The sequence below is a fragment of the Anaerocolumna sp. genome (genome assembly GCF_032079385.1).
In the GTDB taxonomy this organism is placed as follows: Bacteria; Bacillota; Clostridia; order Lachnospirales; family Lachnospiraceae; genus Anaerocolumna.
In genome coordinates, this window is record NZ_DAMAUC010000001.1 from 348,394 (window position 1) to 364,570 (window position 16,177).

A 16,177-nucleotide genomic window follows, 5' to 3' on the forward strand; every position below is an offset into this window, starting at 1 on the left:
GGAAGAATCTTACCTTCGTAATGAGATTCTTCCTAAAAGGCTCAGAATGACAGTTTATTGTTCTAGAATATATTCTTTAATTATTTTTATACAGCATAGTAATATAAGACTGAAGCCATGTAACGATTTCATCTTTATCTTTATTAATAGGGGAAATCTTTTCCCAAACCATATTAAAGTATTCTGAGAATGCTTTCACTGTCATAGGTTCTTCAATGGACAAGCGTACTTCTGCCGTACTTTCAAATGAACCATGTGAATTAAAATAAACAGCTCTTCTTTCTTTGATTATATAACTGTATCCATTGTTTTTTACTAAGTTAGTATCCTGAAATATAACGGCTACCTGAAAGTTATCATATGTCATAATAAAATGAATCACATGCTCTAGATAATCAATCATATCCTGGACTCCCAATTTTACTTTTTCAAATCCGGAATAAGTAGAAAGACAAAGAATTTGATTATTCATTAAAAGTTCCAGGGTTTCGGAAAAGTAGATACTGTTATATTGGTGATTCTCCAGGTTGGCAACAATAGCACTCCATTGCTTTTTATAATATTGTAAGGATAGCAATTTTTCTTGATGGGATAGCTTAGTCTTCCAAAGAAACTTTCTATATAATTTCTCAGGTAAATAGTACATACTAAAATTACTGTTATAATCAAATTGACTACCGGGTTTCCCTGTAATCTCCAATAAGGAATGGTGATATTCCTCGCTTTTGTCTTTGGTATAATATGTTATAGCACTATAGGCATTAGTTTGTATAAGTAAGTTTATGTAATTTGTAAAAATATCAATTGCGGATTTATTTTTTAAATAAAATCCACAGTTAATTACCATGCTTTGACCGGCCGGATAGCAGGATAAAGTACCGATACCGGATACAATATACATTTCTTTCCCCGGCATAAATATGTCATATTTATTAAAATAATAGACGTTAATACTTCCGCTGCCTCCGATTGGCAGTATAAAATGTATAAACCGTAATATTCTTTCTATATTATTATCTAACCGTATTAAAAAGTATACTTTCCAGCCATTCTCAATAACTTTTTGCAGCAGCTTCTGAATATAAAGTATCCTGTTATCAGAAAAAAAAGAATTATCCAGGTAATTACACAAAGTGAAATATATTATATTATTGTCCCTGCGCTTATGTTTGCTTGCCTTTTCCAGCATTGTAATGACAGTAGAAAAGATGTTGGAAATGCCGTAAATTATTTTGTCGTTGCTGGACAAATCTACAGAATTTGTAATATTTGTTTGAGGAATGTCCATCATATTGGCACTAACGGCAATTTGACTTTTGCTTTTTGAAATGTCAGTAGATGTCTTTTCTTTTTTTTTACATTCTATAGAGTAATTTAAGGAGTTGTATAATAAAGCTCGTATCTTTTCTCTGTTGGTAATCTCCCGTATGTTATCGTGTTCGATCAAATCAAGATAAAGCTCATCCAATAATTTAATCTGATAGGTATTCAAGATTTTTCTGGAAAGGTATTCAGCGATATTATCTATGTAAGAAGCAACATAAGAGGGAAGTCTTTTTTCATGAACCCAACGGCTGACAAGGGAATTATCCACATTGATAGCCTTGGCTAAGTGACTCATAGGTACATTTAAAGTAGCAAGTAATAATTTGAGGCATTTTCCAAACGTCATTTTATTAAACAAATTATTACTCCCTTTCAATAATAAAAATTTCATATATATCAAACCACGTACCGGTATTCTATTTTTAATAAGAAACTAAAATTGGACCATTATTGAATTAATGTAATGCATTTGTGTGTATATGTCAATTATAACTATGAAATTTGTCATGTCAATGTCAATGACATTTGTTTTCTATTAGTACAAATTATTACATAAATATTCTATAATATTTGATGAAATTCGCTAATATAACAAATTTCATCAAATATTGACAAGGAGGGAACAAATCAAAAGAGGTCATAAAAGATACCAAACAGAGAAGTCCTTAAAGCTATTTCTTGGTACGGGATTACATCTGTAAAAGATGTAATATGGAATGGGAGGAAAATAGAAATGATAAAGAAAAATAAAGAAAACGGTAAAAGAAGAAGTATCAAAACAACATTGATTGTCTACTATACAACTTTAATATTACTATCCTTAATTGTTTTAGGTTATTTGGCATCAAAAATATCTGGTAACATTGTAATTGATGAATCAAAGGACGCTATGAAATCCCTGGCAGAAACTTCAGCTAAACTGGAAAGCAGCCGATTGGAAGCGGGTACTATGGTTTTAGAAGCAATGGCGGAATTGGATGAAGTTAAGGGAATGGAATGGACAAAACAGCAGTCTATACTTGCAAACTTGCTAAACGAATCTGAATTTGAAGAAATGGGAATATTGCATTCAGATGGACATGTACAGTATTCAAGCGGAAATACGATTCAATTAGATAAATCAAGTGATTTGATGAATGTTTTTAATGGAAGTAAAAGCAGTATTGATTTTACTGTCAGTGTGGATACGGGAGAGCTGGCATTAATACAGGTAGTTCCTATTAAACAGGAGGGAAAGGCTGTTGCCGCATTATTAGGCCGCAAGGACGGGGCTTCACTGAGCAAGATAGCAGATGATATTGGATATGGGGAAACTGGTTATAGTTATATAATTAATAAGGATGGCACTGTTATTGGCCATCCCAATACGGATTTAGTATTTAAACAGTATAATCTATTGGAAGAGGCAAAGAACGATAATACTATTTCTTCTGCGGCAGAAGCTGTGAAAGAAATGCTGGTAAAAAAAGAAGGTACCACTACATATATCCTTAATGAAAACAGACAATACGCAGGGTATTCAGAAATAGAAGGAACGGACTGGACATTTATACTGGTTGCAGCAGAAGATGAACTATTAAGTGCAATACCACAATTGCAAAGATACATCATGATGGTTGCAGTCATTGTTCTTGTTATAAGTATTGTTCTTACTTATGTAATTGGGAGCTCTATTTCAAACCCAATTATAAAAACGGTGGAATATGCAGGTAAAATTGCTGGTTTGGATTTAAGAGAAGATGGGGATAAAAAATATTTATCCAGAAATGATGAAATAGGAAATCTGGCAAGGGCGCTGCAAAAGATAACCGATGGACTTAGACATATTATAGGAGAAATTAATCTGTCTTCCGAACAAATGGCAGCAGCCTCCGAAGAACTGACCGCAACATCACAGCAAACTGCCAATGCCGCTCAGGAAGTGGCAAAAACAGTGGAAGAAATAGCCCAGGGAGCAACAGAACAAGCGAAACATACGGAAGAGGGTACTTTAAAAGCTTCAGAATTAGGAACTACAATGCAAAAAGTCAGAAGTTATATTGGCAATGTATATTCTGCCTCCAACAAGGTCACAGATGTGGTAACAGAAGGCCTAAAAGAAATCGATTCCTTAAGCAGAATAACAGAAGAAAGTACCGGCGCAATAGATGAAATTTATCAGGTTATTATGCAGACAAATGAAAGCTCAGATAAAATTGGTGAAGCAAGTAATGTAATAGAATCCATTGCTGCACAAACCAATTTATTGTCCTTAAATGCAGCCATAGAGGCAGCAAGAGCGGGAGATGCAGGAAAAGGCTTTGCAGTAGTTGCAGAAGAAATAAGAAAACTGGCAGAGCAATCCTCTAGTTCAACAAAAGTAATTTATGAGATTGTAAGTGAATTACAAAGTAATACCAGTAAAGCGGTAAATACCATGCAAAGAGTGTCAACAATATCCACTGAACAAGTAAATAGCGTAAACAACAGTAAGAATAGATATAGTTCCATTGCAAAAACCATGGAAAAATCCATAGATGCAGTAAAAGAGTTAAGCGATTCCGGAGAAGAGATGGATTTAATGAGACAGGACATTATTGAAAATCTGGAAAGTCTGTCAGCTATTGCAGAAGAAAATGCAGCTGCATCGGAACAGGCATCGGCCGCTACTGAGGAGCAGACCGCTTCCGTAGAAGAAATTGCAGGTGCCAGTGATAATTTATCCGAACTGGCAGTTAAATTACATTCTTTAGTTGCTCGATTTAAACTCTAAAAAAACTCTTTTCATAATAGTGGGGTTATGTTATAATGGTTGATGGAGTTATTGCTAAAAATTGCAATACAAATTATTAAAGGAGGCAACCTTATGAAACGTATCAAAACTTTAAATACCAGAAATTTAAAAGATACAATGAAAAAGGGCGGATGCGGCGAATGTCAGACTTCTTGCCAATCAGCTTGTAAAACATCTTGTACAGTTGGAAATCAAAGCTGCGAAAACAAATAGATTTGTAGTAAACTGCTGCTACAATACATGATGTGCAGCACATCATGATAGGAGCATATTATAGTATGCGGTACATTATAATGTACAGTACATTGCAATGTACAGCGTATTACAATGTACGGCACATTAAATGCAGCACATATAATGTGCGGGAAGATACATAAAGGATTCAATGGGGCTTTTGCAGAATAACAGTTTTGCAATAGCCTCATTCATTGTTCAGGTATAAAAAGACCTGTTTAGAAGGGAGCAATACGTTGATTCACCAATATAAAAATAATGGTTACAACATAGTTTTAGATGTAAATAGCGGAATGATCCATGTAGTCGATGATGTTGCATATGATATCATCGCTTTATTTGATAAATTGAGTGATACCAAAACACACATGGTTTCTGAAAAAGAGAAAGAGACTATAGTTGCAGAAATACTTAAAAAATACAATAAACCGGAATATGCAGAACTTTTTGAAGTAGAACCGGGTGACATGGAAGGAATAGAATCAGCTATCCGGGAATCTATTCTGGATGTAGAACAATTAATAAAAGACGGTGCATTATTTACTGAAGATATTTATGAGAATTATATCAATGAATTTAAAAATCGTGAAACGGTTGTAAAAGCACTATGTCTGCATATTGCCCACGATTGTAATCTGGCATGCCGTTACTGCTTTGCAGAAGAAGGAGAATACCACGGACATCGTGAGCTTATGAGCTATGAAGTAGGAAAACTGGCATTGGATTTCCTTATTGCCAATTCCGGAAGCCGTAGAAATCTGGAGGTAGATTTCTTTGGCGGTGAACCGTTAATGAACTTTGAAGTAGTAAAAGAGCTTGTAAAGTACGGTAGAGAGCAAGAAAAGTTGTATAATAAGAAGTTCCGTTTTACATTGACCACCAACGGCATCCTATTGAATGATGAAGTAGAGGAATTCCTGAATAAGGAAATGAGTAATGTGGTTCTAAGCATTGACGGACGTAAGGAAGTAAATGATTTAATGAGACCTTCCCGTAACGGAAAAGGCAGTTACGACATTATTATTCCAAAATTCATTAAATTAGCGGAAGATCGGAATCAGACTAATTATTATGTTAGAGGAACTTTTACCCGCAATAACTTAGACTTTTCAGAAGATGTAAAGCATTTTGCAGAGCTGGGCTTCAAACAGATATCCGTTGAACCGGTTGTTTCACTGCCGGAGGAATCTTATTCCATAAGAGAAGAAGATATTCCAAAGATTTTTGAAGAATATGATAAGTTAGCAAAATACATGTTAAAGAAGAAAAAGGAAGGAAAAGACTTTAACTTTTTCCACTTTATGATTGATTTATCTGGCGGTCCTTGTGTGGCAAAACGTCTGTCTGGATGTGGTTCAGGTACGGAATATCTGGCTGTTACACCATGGGGAGACTTATATCCTTGTCACCAGTTTGTTGGAGAGACAGAATACCTTATGGGAAATGTTTATGAGGGAATTCAGAGAACCGACTTAAGAGAAGATTTCAAGCAATGCAATGTATATTCAAAAGATCACTGTAAAGAATGTTTTGCAAGATTTTATTGCAGCGGCGGTTGTGCAGCCAACTCCTATAAGTTCAAGGGACAAATTGATGATACCTATGATATCGGATGCGAACTGCAAAGAAAAAGAGTGGAATGCGCAATTATGTTAAAAGCTGCGGAAGCTATGGAAGAAGATTAATTCAAAGTATAAGGAATATTTAACCTTCTAAATAGAAAGCTGCCTTTACGGCTTCACACTTCAAAAGAGATTTAGAAAGAGAAAAAATGGAAAAGTGGTTTATTAAGAATAAGAAAGCTGATTTTCAGGCTATTATGGAACAATTCAAAGTTAGTGAAGTATTAGCCAGATTGATCATCAATCGAAATCATGAAACAATAGAAGACATAGAGACTTACCTGCATCCTGATTTAAAGCATTTACATAATCCACTTCTTATGAAAGATATGAAGAAAGCCTGTGATATTTTGGAACAAAAAATAAAATCACAGGCTAAGATTCGTATAGTGGGAGACTATGATGTTGATGGTGTTTCCTCTACCTTTGTACTATATACCGGTCTGAGACGGTGCGGTGCAAACGTAGACTATGAAATCCCGCATAGAATAAGGGATGGTTATGGCATTAATATGAATATAATTGAAGCTGCTTATGAAGATAGAATAGACACTATTCTTACCTGTGATAACGGTATATCCGCAGTAGAACAGGTGGAAAAGGCCAAAGAAATGGGCATGACGGTCATCATTACCGATCACCACGATATTCCATTTACTATGGAAGAAGATCAGATTGTCTATCATATTCCTCAAGCAGATGCGGTTATAAATCCCAAGCAGCCGGAGTGTGAATATCCATGGAAATCCCTATGCGGAGCAGCGGTTGCTTTTAAGCTGATTCAGGCTATGTACCAAAGGTTTGGTTTTGACAGAAAAGAGTTGGGAGAGCTGTTAGAAGTAACTGCCATTGCAACGGTATGTGATGTTATGGATCTGGTGGATGAAAATCGTATTATTGTAAAGAATGGATTGGAAAGACTTAAGACTACAAAGAATCTGGGACTAAGAGCGTTGATTGATTGCAACAACATACAATTTGCTGATTTATCTGCTTATCATCTCGGATTTATTATTGGACCCTGCCTAAATGCCTCCGGACGGCTGGATACTGCCAAGAAAGGGCTTAAACTATTACTTGCAGACACACCGGAGGAAGGGAAAAGAATTGCAGAAGAATTAAAAGCACTTAATGATACGCGAAAAGACATGACAGCAAAAGGTTTGGAACAAGCCATTCAATTGGTGGAAGACAGCGGTATGAATGATGATAAGGTTCTTGTAGTATATTTAAAAGACTGTCATGAAAGCCTCGCAGGAATTATAGCCGGAAGAATTCGGGAAAGATACAATAAACCGGCTTTGGTACTTACCAATACAGAGAATGGGGTAAAGGGCTCCGGCCGTTCCATAGAGCAATACAATATGTACGAAGAACTGACTAAATGCAAGGAGCTATTATTAAAATTCGGCGGACATCCAATGGCAGCCGGCTTATCTTTGGAAAATAGTCAGGTAGAACCATTTCGGGGGGCGCTAAATAAGTATTCCACCTTAACAGAAGATGATTTTATACCTAAGGTATCCATTGATGTTTTGCTTCCTTTAGGGTATATTAATGAAAATCTGGTAGAAGAGTTAGAATTACTAGAGCCGTTTGGAAAAGGAAATACTAAACCAATCTTTGCAGAGAAAAACTTAAAAGTAAGAAGAGCCAGCATACTTGGTAAGAATGCCAATGTGTTAAAACTTCAAGTGGTAAATACTTATGGAAGAGTAATGGATGCTATGTATTTTGGTGATGTAGAAGCCTTTATTAGTAATTTATCAGAGCATTATGGTAAAATGGAAGTGGATAAAATGTTCCAAAACCGGGATAATGCAGTTACCTTATCTGTTATTTATTATCCTTGCATTAATGAATATGGGGGCTTTCGTTCCCTGCAAATCGTAATCCAAAGCTATCAAATCCAAAAGCGTCAGGTATAATATGACTCTTGGCTGAAAATATAGATATTTTTTTAATTCATCTTAGCCAAGGGGAAACATGCAAAAATCATTCTGCATTTTCCTGTTTTCCCTAAAAACCAAGAAAGAAATTGCTATTTTCATGGAAAAGTGATATAATTTTTGATGGTGTTTATATAAATGGAGAGATAAATTGATAGAGCCTGTTAGCTTTGAAAGGCTCAAAATGAAATGCATGGGTGTAGGTTAAAAAATAAGTTTTTAAGATCTTGATTTAAATAGCTGCTAAGACACACAGATAGGATCAGATTGAAAAAGCAAGTTTTATTAACCGGCAATTTGTGCAGAAGCACAAAATTGTTGTCATTATTAAATGGTGCTAAAGCACCGGAATAGAGGTTTATATGAAGAAGTTAGAAGAATATGTAAGAAGTATATCGGATTTTCCGGAAGAGGGAATCATTTTCCGCGATGTTACTACAGTTTTACAAAATAAAGACAGTTTAAAAATGTCTATTGACCAAATGCAAGCTCTATTAGATGGAGTTGACTTTGACATTATTGTTGGACCTGAATCCAGAGGTTTTATTTTCGGTGTTCCAATTGCATATAATCTAAATAAGGCTTTTGTTCCTGTTCGTAAAAAGGGCAAGTTACCTTGCGAAACCATTGAAATGGAATATGCTTTAGAGTACGGTACTGCTACCATTGAAATGCACAAAGATGCCATTTTGCCCGGACAAAAAGTAGTTATTGTAGATGATTTAATTGCTACAGGCGGTACTATTGAAGCAATCACGAAGCTTGTGGAAAGTCTTGGAGGGGAAGTTGTAAAGATTATCTTCCTGATGGAATTACAGGGGCTTAATGGACGTGACAAATTAAAAGGTTATGATGTAGAAGCAGTTATTAAGTATGAAGGGAAATGATTTGGTGTTTTTATAGTTCCTGCTGAGGGGAAGGGTTTTTGTAAATTCTTTGGTAGGGTGTGAAACAAGAGGGATTTGCTGGTATATATGAAACGTGTTTTTCAGTTGCTCTGAGCATTTTTGCTTGATTGTTCGCTAGGATAAGTCAACAAGTTGCCTTCTCCAAGCGGACAATCAAGCAAAAATGTCGCCGTAAACGAAAAACACTTTTTTCATATATACCAGCGAATCCCTCTTGTTAATTTACTTTTTTTGAGAATTTACAAAAACAGATACGGTCTACGGGAGGTACTGGTCGAATTATTTTCAGTTTTTCTGGTATTAATATAATGCTTCAAATCCTTTTAGGTATCGCATGTTAGTAATTGCCTGGTTGGCCTGCCACCAGTTTCGGCTTATAGATCATTCTTCGGGATAGGAACTCCATCTGGCTAAATCCAATGGCCTTGCATTTCTATACATCCAATTTCTTATATTTTCATATTGCTCTTTTGATAATTTCATTTTTGCTTACCTCTCTTGACGGAAAACAATTTTATATTTTTATTAATAAGCATGTTATTATACTAATTTCCAAGAATAAATTTCTCTATTTTCTTAGAATCAGCGCCTGGATTCAGTTCTAGAATATGTGTATAAAGCTTTTCATAAGCCTGTTCTTTGACCAAAGAATCTGCCTTTTCCAATATATCTCCGTCAAAAAAATCTTCAGTTTTGCAAAAAACGGTAGAAGACCAGCCATACTCCTGACCAGTCTTTGAATGTTTCTTACTTCTTCCGTACATGGTAATATACATTTTCATTTGTAATTCAGTAATAGCGTTATCAAATTTCGTCTTATCTTCTTTTGTAAAATTCCCCAGCTTCTTGATAATATGCAAAGGCAGCACCCCTTCCTTGCAAATAAGTTCATAAATCCTTTTTGCATAAAAACTTATATTTCCATCAGAATAATCTTCTTCAAAACTTTTCCCACCACGTCTCACTGCATAAAAATACGGATACCAATCAGCAGTGATATACCCGCTTTTCTTAAAAAAGAACTTCCCATAAGCAAAATCATCTCGTTCATCCAACACTCTGATCCGCCACTCCCAGGGATCGGTATCTATATCCTCCGTGTGCCACTGTATACATTTTCCATAATAGTCGCATAAAGCAAATATACCATCACTATTCTTTTCTCCCCCTGTACTCATCCCAACCTTCAATAATGCATTGACAAAATCATCGTAATTATTAATTTCTCCAACCGTAATACTCATAAAAAATCCTCCTATACCCCGTATTTTGACAATCACTAATATTCCCGTACTCACAAAGACTATCTAAAATCCTCTATAGACTCTTCATGAATACTACCAATATAAAGCATAAATAAACATCCGTGATTGATTAACAACTTTATCCAATTATACAATACTATTTATAAAATTACTAATAATAATTCACAATATATTTTACAAGCCTCATTCTATAACATCATGGAACTATGGAAATATTACTGAAGCAGTATTTATCTAAATAAAAGAACTGTTTAAATTTTTAACAAATAAATAGAAAATAAAATAAGAATTTATTAGATAATATAAAGTAATTCAGAAGCTTATTAAAATAAGAATAATAATTATACCCCACACTATAATTTATCTAAATTACTTTAAAAGTGAAACAGATAATAAAGCAGATAAATAAAACATATCATTTTATCGAGAACGTAAATTGTCTCCTACTATAATTTCTCTCAACAAAAGTACCGTAACATGAGGGAATCCAGGAAGAGGTTAATAAAGTGTTTTTCGTTTGCGGAGACATTTTTGCTTGATTGTACGATTGGAGAAGTCAACTTGTTGGCTTATCAAAGCGAACAATCAAGCAAAAATGTTCGTAGCAACTGAAAAACACGATTAACCTCTCCCTGGATTCCCTCATGTTTCACTACTTTCCCCCATAGAAATTATAGTAGGAGGCCACACAACCCATCGTCAAACAAAACTTTAGAACAAAAAACTATAGACAAAACCTATCAGGAAGTGTCATAATTATATAAATCAATTGATTTTTTATAAAAATATGATTATAATAAGAAGATAAACTCTTAAAAAGGTGGTGATTTCATGGAAAGTATAGCGAGTAAATCTAAAATGAGTGATTTTGATAATTCAGATTTTGTGGAAATAAAAGCACCGGCAGACTTTACTAGTCCGGAAGAATTGTATAAACAATTAGTTAAAGTTGTGGAAAGCTATCACCCTTCCGCTGATATTTCCATGATTGAAAAAGCTTACCACATTGCAGATAATGCTCACAAAGAGCAGTGCAGAAAATCCGGTGAACCATATATCATACATCCTTTATGTGTGGCAATTATATTGGCCGAACTGGAATTAGATAAAGAAACGATTGTAGCAGGATTGCTTCACGATGTTGTGGAAGACACCAAGTACACGATTGAAGAAATTGCTGCTGTATTCAATGAAGAAATTGCATTACTTGTAGATGGTGTTACCAAACTTACTCAATTAAATTATTCCAAGGATAAAGTTGAGATTCAGGCTGAAAATCTTAGAAAAATGTTCTTGGCAATGGCTAAGGATATTCGCGTTATCTTAATTAAGCTTGCAGACAGATTACACAATATGCGTACTCTGCAATATCAAACACCCATAAAACAAAAAGAAAAAGCAAGAGAAACCATGGATATCTATGCACCTATTGCACAAAGACTTGGTATCTCTAAAATAAAGATAGAATTAGATGATTTATCCCTCCGATATCTGGAACCGGAAGTCTATAAAGACTTAACGGATAAAATAGATTCCAAAATGATTGAACGTAAGGAATTTATTCATGAGATTGTCGAAGAAGTCAGTGAACATGTAAAAGCCATGGATATTGATGCCAAAATAGACGGCAGGGTAAAACATTTCTTTAGTATATATAAAAAGATGGTAAATCAGAATAAAACTTTGGATCAAATCTTTGACTTATTTGCAGTTCGAATTATTGTAGATACGGTAAAAGATTGTTATGCCGCTTTGGGCGTTATTCATGAAATGTATAAGCCAATTCCGGGGCGATTTAAGGACTATATTGCCATGCCAAAGCCGAACATGTACCAATCCCTTCACACTACCTTAATTGGACCTAGCGGGCATCCTTTTGAGATACAGATACGTACCTACGAAATGCACCGTACGGCAGAATATGGTATTGCTGCTCACTGGAAATACAAAGAGGGTCAGGATGGTAAGAACACCAGAGATACAGAAGAAGCAAAACTTACCTGGCTTCGTCAGATTCTGGAATGGCAGCGGGATATGTCAGATAATAAGGAATTCTTAAGCCTTCTTAAAAGTGATCTGGATTTATTTTCTGAAAGCGTATATTGTTTTACACCAACAGGTGATGTTAAGAACTTACCAAATGGTTCAACGCCAATTGATTTTGCATATAGCATTCACAGTGCTGTAGGTAATAAGATGGTTGGGGCAAGAGTCAATGGTAAATTAGTAAATATAGATTATGTTATTCAAAATGGTGACAGAATTGAAATCATTACTTCCCAGAATTCCAAAGGCCCTAGCAGAGACTGGTTGGCCATAGTTAAGAGTACTCAAGCTAAGAATAAGATTAATCAGTGGTTTAAGACGGAATTAAAAGAAGATAATATTACCCACGGTAAGGATATGATTATCAATTACTGTAAAACGAAGAATATTAATTTAAGTGATTTGCTGAAACCTGAATTTATGACTAAGGTCATGTCAAAATACGGCTTCCGTGATTGGGACTCGATTTATGCTGCTGTGGGTCATGGCGGGTTAAAAGAAGGTCAGGTAATAAATAAATTAAAAGATGAATATGACAAAAAGCATAAAAAGGAATTAACTGACGAAAAGGTTCTTGAAACTATTTCTGAAATAAAAGATAATAAACCAGCCACAGTGGCCAAAACGAAAGGCGGAATTGTAGTTGAAGGTATTCATGATGTGGCGGTTCGATTCTCAAAATGCTGTAACCCAGTGCCGGGAGATGAAATCGTAGGTTTTGTCACCAGAGGACGGGGAGTTTCAATTCACAGAACAGACTGCATTAATTTAATGAATCTGTCAGAAGAAGACAGGGCAAGATTAATTGAAGCAGAGTGGGCTACCGGTGCCGGATCTGCCCAAGGAGGAGAATTATATTTTGCTGAAATAAAAATATATGCCAATAACCGTAATGGTGTATTGGTTGACATTTCCAGAATATTAACAGAAAACAAAATTGATGTTACCTCTATGACAGCGCGGACCAGCAAACAGGGAACCGCAACTATTAGTATAGGATTTGAAATTAATAGTGTGGAACAATTGCGATTTATTGTTTCAAAATTACGGAGTGTTGAAAGTGTTCTTGACATTGAAAGGACAACAGGCTAAAACTGATAGGAATAGAAATGCTCCAATATGTGGAAAGGAAGATTTAGTCTTTGAAAATCAAAACTTATGTACTAGGTCCGGTGATGACCAATTGCTATTTTGCAATTAATGAAGATACAAAAGAAACCATAATTATAGATCCTGCCGATAAGGCAGAGGTGCTTATCCAAAATATAAATAGGGAAGGATTAAAACCCGTTGCTATTTTTTTAACTCACGGACATTTTGATCATATATTGGCAGTTTCTGAAATAGTGGAACGTTTTCAAATACCTATTTATGCTTCCGAAGAAGAAAAGGAGCTTTTAGAAACTCCGTCTATGAATTTGTCTGTTTCTCTGGGTAAAAATATAGCATTAACACCGACAGATTTGTTAAATGATAAGGATGTAATAAAGCTTGCAGGAGCAGAAATTACTGTTATCCATACACCGGGACATACCAGCGGTGGTGTTTGCTATCTGTTTAAAGAAAACAAATTTTTATTCAGTGGAGATACATTATTTGAAGGAACCGTTGGAAGAGCTGATTTACCTACTGGTAATTTGAACACATTATTGGATTCTTTGAACCGTAAATTAATGACTTTACCGGATGATATTACTGTTTTCCCTGGACATGGGGAAAGTACTACCATCGGTCATGAAAGAAACACCAATCCATATGTTTCTTAGAATGGATATTCAAAATGATTAATATAACTTTGTCAAAAGACGAATTTGAATATGATATACATGCCTTGGTGATGGCATTTTATCCAGATGAACCAATTAAGGTATATAGACCTGGAATAAACATGCCAGAAAATCATTCCAAAGGCTGCAAAGAACTTAATAAAGATAAAGCTTTACCGGAATATGCTGGAACCCATCAAGAGGATATGAAAACTCAAACAGATGTCAGAATACAGAATGACTCTATGCAGGATAATGCCGGTGATTTCATAAATTTCTATTTCGGATTGGAACATGACAGTATCCAATTAATTGTCTTTGAAGGAAAACAAGAATATTTCAATAAAACCATATCTGTTCCTTCCCCAGAGAAACCCCAATATCGAAATTATTTGAAGCGTCTATTATACAGCTGTTTAACCGATATGACTGGAAAAGAACTACCTTGGGGAACCTTAACCGGAGTAAGGCCAACTAAAATTGCTTTTGAACGTTTGGAATGCAACATTTCCAAGGGGGAAATAGCAGCTTTTATGAAAGAACAATATCTGTGTTCCAAAGAAAAGGTAGATATTAGTTTACAGGTAGCGGAACGGGAATATTCTCTCCTTCATAATATGGAGTATAAAAAAGGATATAGTATCTATATTGGTATTCCTTTCTGTCCAAGCACCTGCCTCTATTGTTCATTTACATCCTACTCTTTTCAGGTATATGGCGGTATTGTGGAACAGTATTTACAGGCACTTTTTAAAGAAATTACCTATGCAGGAACCTGCATGACTAATAAGAAATTATCTACGGTATATCTGGGAGGCGGAACACCAACCACTCTAAGTGCAGACCAGTTAGACCGTTTGTTAACCCATATAGAGAATAATCTGGATTTTTCAAATGTTGTAGAGTATACAGTTGAGGCAGGAAGACCGGATAGTATAACTATAGATAAATTAAAAGTATTAAAAGAACATGGAGTAACCAGAATCTCCATTAATCCTCAATCTATGCGGCAAAAAACCTTGGATATTATCGGCAGAAAACATACGGCAGAAGAAGTTGTAAAAGCTTTTCATTTGGCAAGAGAGCTGGGACATGATAATATTAATATGGATATGATTATTGGATTACCCGGAGAAACCGTGGAGGATGTAGCGTATACACTGGAGGAAATTCAGAAACTAAATCCCGACAGTTTAACGGTGCATACTTTGGCGGTAAAACGAGCTGCCAGATTAAACATAAAGAAAAAAGAGTATCAGGATATGAAGCCTCATGATACTTTAAAGATGTTTCAGTTAACCTCGGATTTTGCTAAAAACAATGACTATCTCCCATATTATCTTTACAGACAAAAGAATATGGCAGATAATCTTGAAAATATCGGTTATGCAAAATACGGCAAAGAAGGTATTTATAACATTCTGATTATGGAGGAAAGACAAACAATTCTTGCTTTAGGTGCGGGAGGACTGTCTAAATTTGTTTTCTATAATGAAAACCGGATTGAAAGAGTGGAGAACGTAAAAAGCCTAAAAGACTATATAGAACGTATTGATGAAATGATAGAAAGGAAGAAAAACTATCTACTTAACAATACTTTGGTATAATGAAAGGAAATTCGGATGCTATTAAATGATAATCTGCAATTAGATTGGTCAGAAATAGAAGCGACAGCCATAGATGATTTATTAGAAGCTATTGATCATGGAATATTAGTCAGCAATTTAGCTGCTTCTTTATCCAGGAAGTTAGGTATGGATCAAGATTATTGTGATATGATGGCTTTAGCCGGTATGGTCCACGATATTGGAAAATTAAAATTAGGAAAGTATCTATACGGAAGAGATAAAAACGCTTTAATTGTTGAAGAAATGAAGTATGTTCGTATGCATCCAATAATAGGACAGGAAATTTTAAAAGAGCAGGATTTTTCTGACATTATTCTGGAATCTGTCTACCATCATCATGAAAATTATGACGGTTCCGGATACCCAAGAAATATTAAGGGAGAAAATATTCCCTATGGAGCCAGAATACTTAGGGTTTGTGACGTATTTGCGGCTTTGGTATCAGATAGAAACTACCGGAGAGCCTATGATTTAGATACAGCCATTAGTTTAATGATTGAAGAAGTAAAGAATTTTGATATGAAAGTATTTCTTGCACTTTTACAAGTGATATATTCGGAGGAATTTAGTGAAATAGAAAGATTTATTCACACAATAAACCGGAAAAGGTATTATCAGGGAAATCACGATACATTGCTTTATTGTTGATTTCTTTTATAT

At 35.0% G+C, this 16,177-nt stretch carries 11 protein-coding genes; 9 read left to right on the forward strand and 2 right to left on the reverse strand.

Going from position 1 to position 16,177, the window contains the following annotated elements; genetic code table 11:
- Nucleotides 1-76 precede the first annotated feature (76 nt).
- On the reverse strand, nucleotides 77-1,684 hold the full coding sequence (locus tag RT261_RS01425; RefSeq protein ID WP_313128418.1) for a helix-turn-helix domain-containing protein: 1,608 nt from the start codon (nucleotides 1,682-1,684) through the stop codon (nucleotides 77-79).
- 375 nt (nucleotides 1,685-2,059) lie between these two features.
- Between RT261_RS01425 and RT261_RS01430 the strand changes: the two genes are divergently transcribed.
- From RT261_RS01430 to RT261_RS01450, 5 genes are all read left to right on the forward strand, one after another.
- On the forward strand, nucleotides 2,060-4,078 hold the full coding sequence (locus tag RT261_RS01430; protein ID WP_313128421.1) for a methyl-accepting chemotaxis protein: 2,019 nt from the start codon (nucleotides 2,060-2,062) through the stop codon (nucleotides 4,076-4,078).
- A gap of 93 nt (nucleotides 4,079-4,171) precedes the next feature.
- Nucleotides 4,172-4,312, forward strand: a complete 141-nt coding sequence (scfA, locus tag RT261_RS01435; protein ID WP_091684032.1) for a six-cysteine ranthipeptide SCIFF — start codon at nucleotides 4,172-4,174, stop codon at nucleotides 4,310-4,312.
- Between the two features lie 257 nt (nucleotides 4,313-4,569).
- On the forward strand, nucleotides 4,570-6,018 hold the full coding sequence (gene scfB / locus RT261_RS01440) for a thioether cross-link-forming SCIFF peptide maturase (RefSeq protein ID WP_313128428.1): 1,449 nt from the start codon (nucleotides 4,570-4,572) through the stop codon (nucleotides 6,016-6,018).
- 86 nt (nucleotides 6,019-6,104) lie between these two features.
- Nucleotides 6,105-7,883, forward strand: coding sequence for a single-stranded-DNA-specific exonuclease RecJ (recJ, locus tag RT261_RS01445; RefSeq protein WP_313128430.1), 1,779 nt, complete (start codon nucleotides 6,105-6,107; stop codon nucleotides 7,881-7,883).
- Between the two features lie 383 nt (nucleotides 7,884-8,266).
- Nucleotides 8,267-8,791 (forward strand): adenine phosphoribosyltransferase, encoded by a 525-nt coding sequence (locus RT261_RS01450; protein ID WP_313128432.1) that lies wholly within the window; start codon nucleotides 8,267-8,269, stop codon nucleotides 8,789-8,791.
- A gap of 566 nt (nucleotides 8,792-9,357) precedes the next feature.
- Here the strand turns inward: RT261_RS01450 and RT261_RS01455 are convergent.
- The gene (locus tag RT261_RS01455; RefSeq protein ID WP_313128434.1) at nucleotides 9,358-10,056 is read right to left on the reverse strand and encodes an AlkZ-related protein; all 699 of its coding nucleotides are present in this window, start codon (nucleotides 10,054-10,056) and stop codon (nucleotides 9,358-9,360) included.
- Nucleotides 10,057-10,908: 852 nt separating this feature from the next.
- On the opposite strand from RT261_RS01455, the gene RT261_RS01460 reads away from it, so the two are divergent.
- Genes RT261_RS01460 through RT261_RS01475 form a run of 4 tightly spaced genes read left to right on the forward strand, consistent with a single transcriptional unit; the run spans nucleotide 10,909 to nucleotide 16,165 of the window.
- The gene (locus RT261_RS01460) at nucleotides 10,909-13,215 is read left to right on the forward strand and encodes a bifunctional (p)ppGpp synthetase/guanosine-3',5'-bis(diphosphate) 3'-pyrophosphohydrolase (protein WP_331665351.1); all 2,307 of its coding nucleotides are present in this window, start codon (nucleotides 10,909-10,911) and stop codon (nucleotides 13,213-13,215) included.
- Nucleotides 13,216-13,265: 50 nt separating this feature from the next.
- On the forward strand, nucleotides 13,266-13,889 hold the full coding sequence (locus tag RT261_RS01465; RefSeq protein WP_313128436.1) for an MBL fold metallo-hydrolase: 624 nt from the start codon (nucleotides 13,266-13,268) through the stop codon (nucleotides 13,887-13,889).
- Between the two features lie 14 nt (nucleotides 13,890-13,903).
- Nucleotides 13,904-15,496 (forward strand): coproporphyrinogen dehydrogenase HemZ, encoded by a 1,593-nt coding sequence (gene hemZ / locus RT261_RS01470; RefSeq protein ID WP_313128437.1) that lies wholly within the window; start codon nucleotides 13,904-13,906, stop codon nucleotides 15,494-15,496.
- A 15-nt stretch (nucleotides 15,497-15,511) separates the two neighbouring features.
- Complete coding sequence (locus RT261_RS01475) at nucleotides 15,512-16,165, forward strand: HD-GYP domain-containing protein (protein WP_313128440.1); 654 nt, start codon at nucleotides 15,512-15,514, stop codon at nucleotides 16,163-16,165.
- The last annotated feature ends 12 nt before the right edge of the window (nucleotides 16,166-16,177 follow it).

Bases quoted from the DNA above. Each gene is read 5' to 3' on its own strand.
- RT261_RS01430 (WP_313128421.1), top strand. From the start codon at position 2,060: ATGATAAAGAAAAATAAAGAAAACGGTAAAAGAAGAAGTATCAAAACA.
- RT261_RS01455 (WP_313128434.1), bottom strand. From the start codon at position 10,056: ATGAGTATTACGGTTGGAGAAATTAATAATTACGATGATTTTGTCAAT.
- scfA (WP_091684032.1), top strand. From the start codon at position 4,172: ATGAAACGTATCAAAACTTTAAATACCAGAAATTTAAAAGATACAATG.
- recJ (WP_313128430.1), top strand. From the start codon at position 6,105: ATGGAAAAGTGGTTTATTAAGAATAAGAAAGCTGATTTTCAGGCTATT.
- RT261_RS01460 (WP_331665351.1), top strand. From the start codon at position 10,909: ATGGAAAGTATAGCGAGTAAATCTAAAATGAGTGATTTTGATAATTCA.
- hemZ (WP_313128437.1), top strand. From the start codon at position 13,904: ATGATTAATATAACTTTGTCAAAAGACGAATTTGAATATGATATACAT.
- RT261_RS01450 (WP_313128432.1), top strand. From the start codon at position 8,267: ATGAAGAAGTTAGAAGAATATGTAAGAAGTATATCGGATTTTCCGGAA.
- RT261_RS01475 (WP_313128440.1), top strand. From the start codon at position 15,512: ATGCTATTAAATGATAATCTGCAATTAGATTGGTCAGAAATAGAAGCG.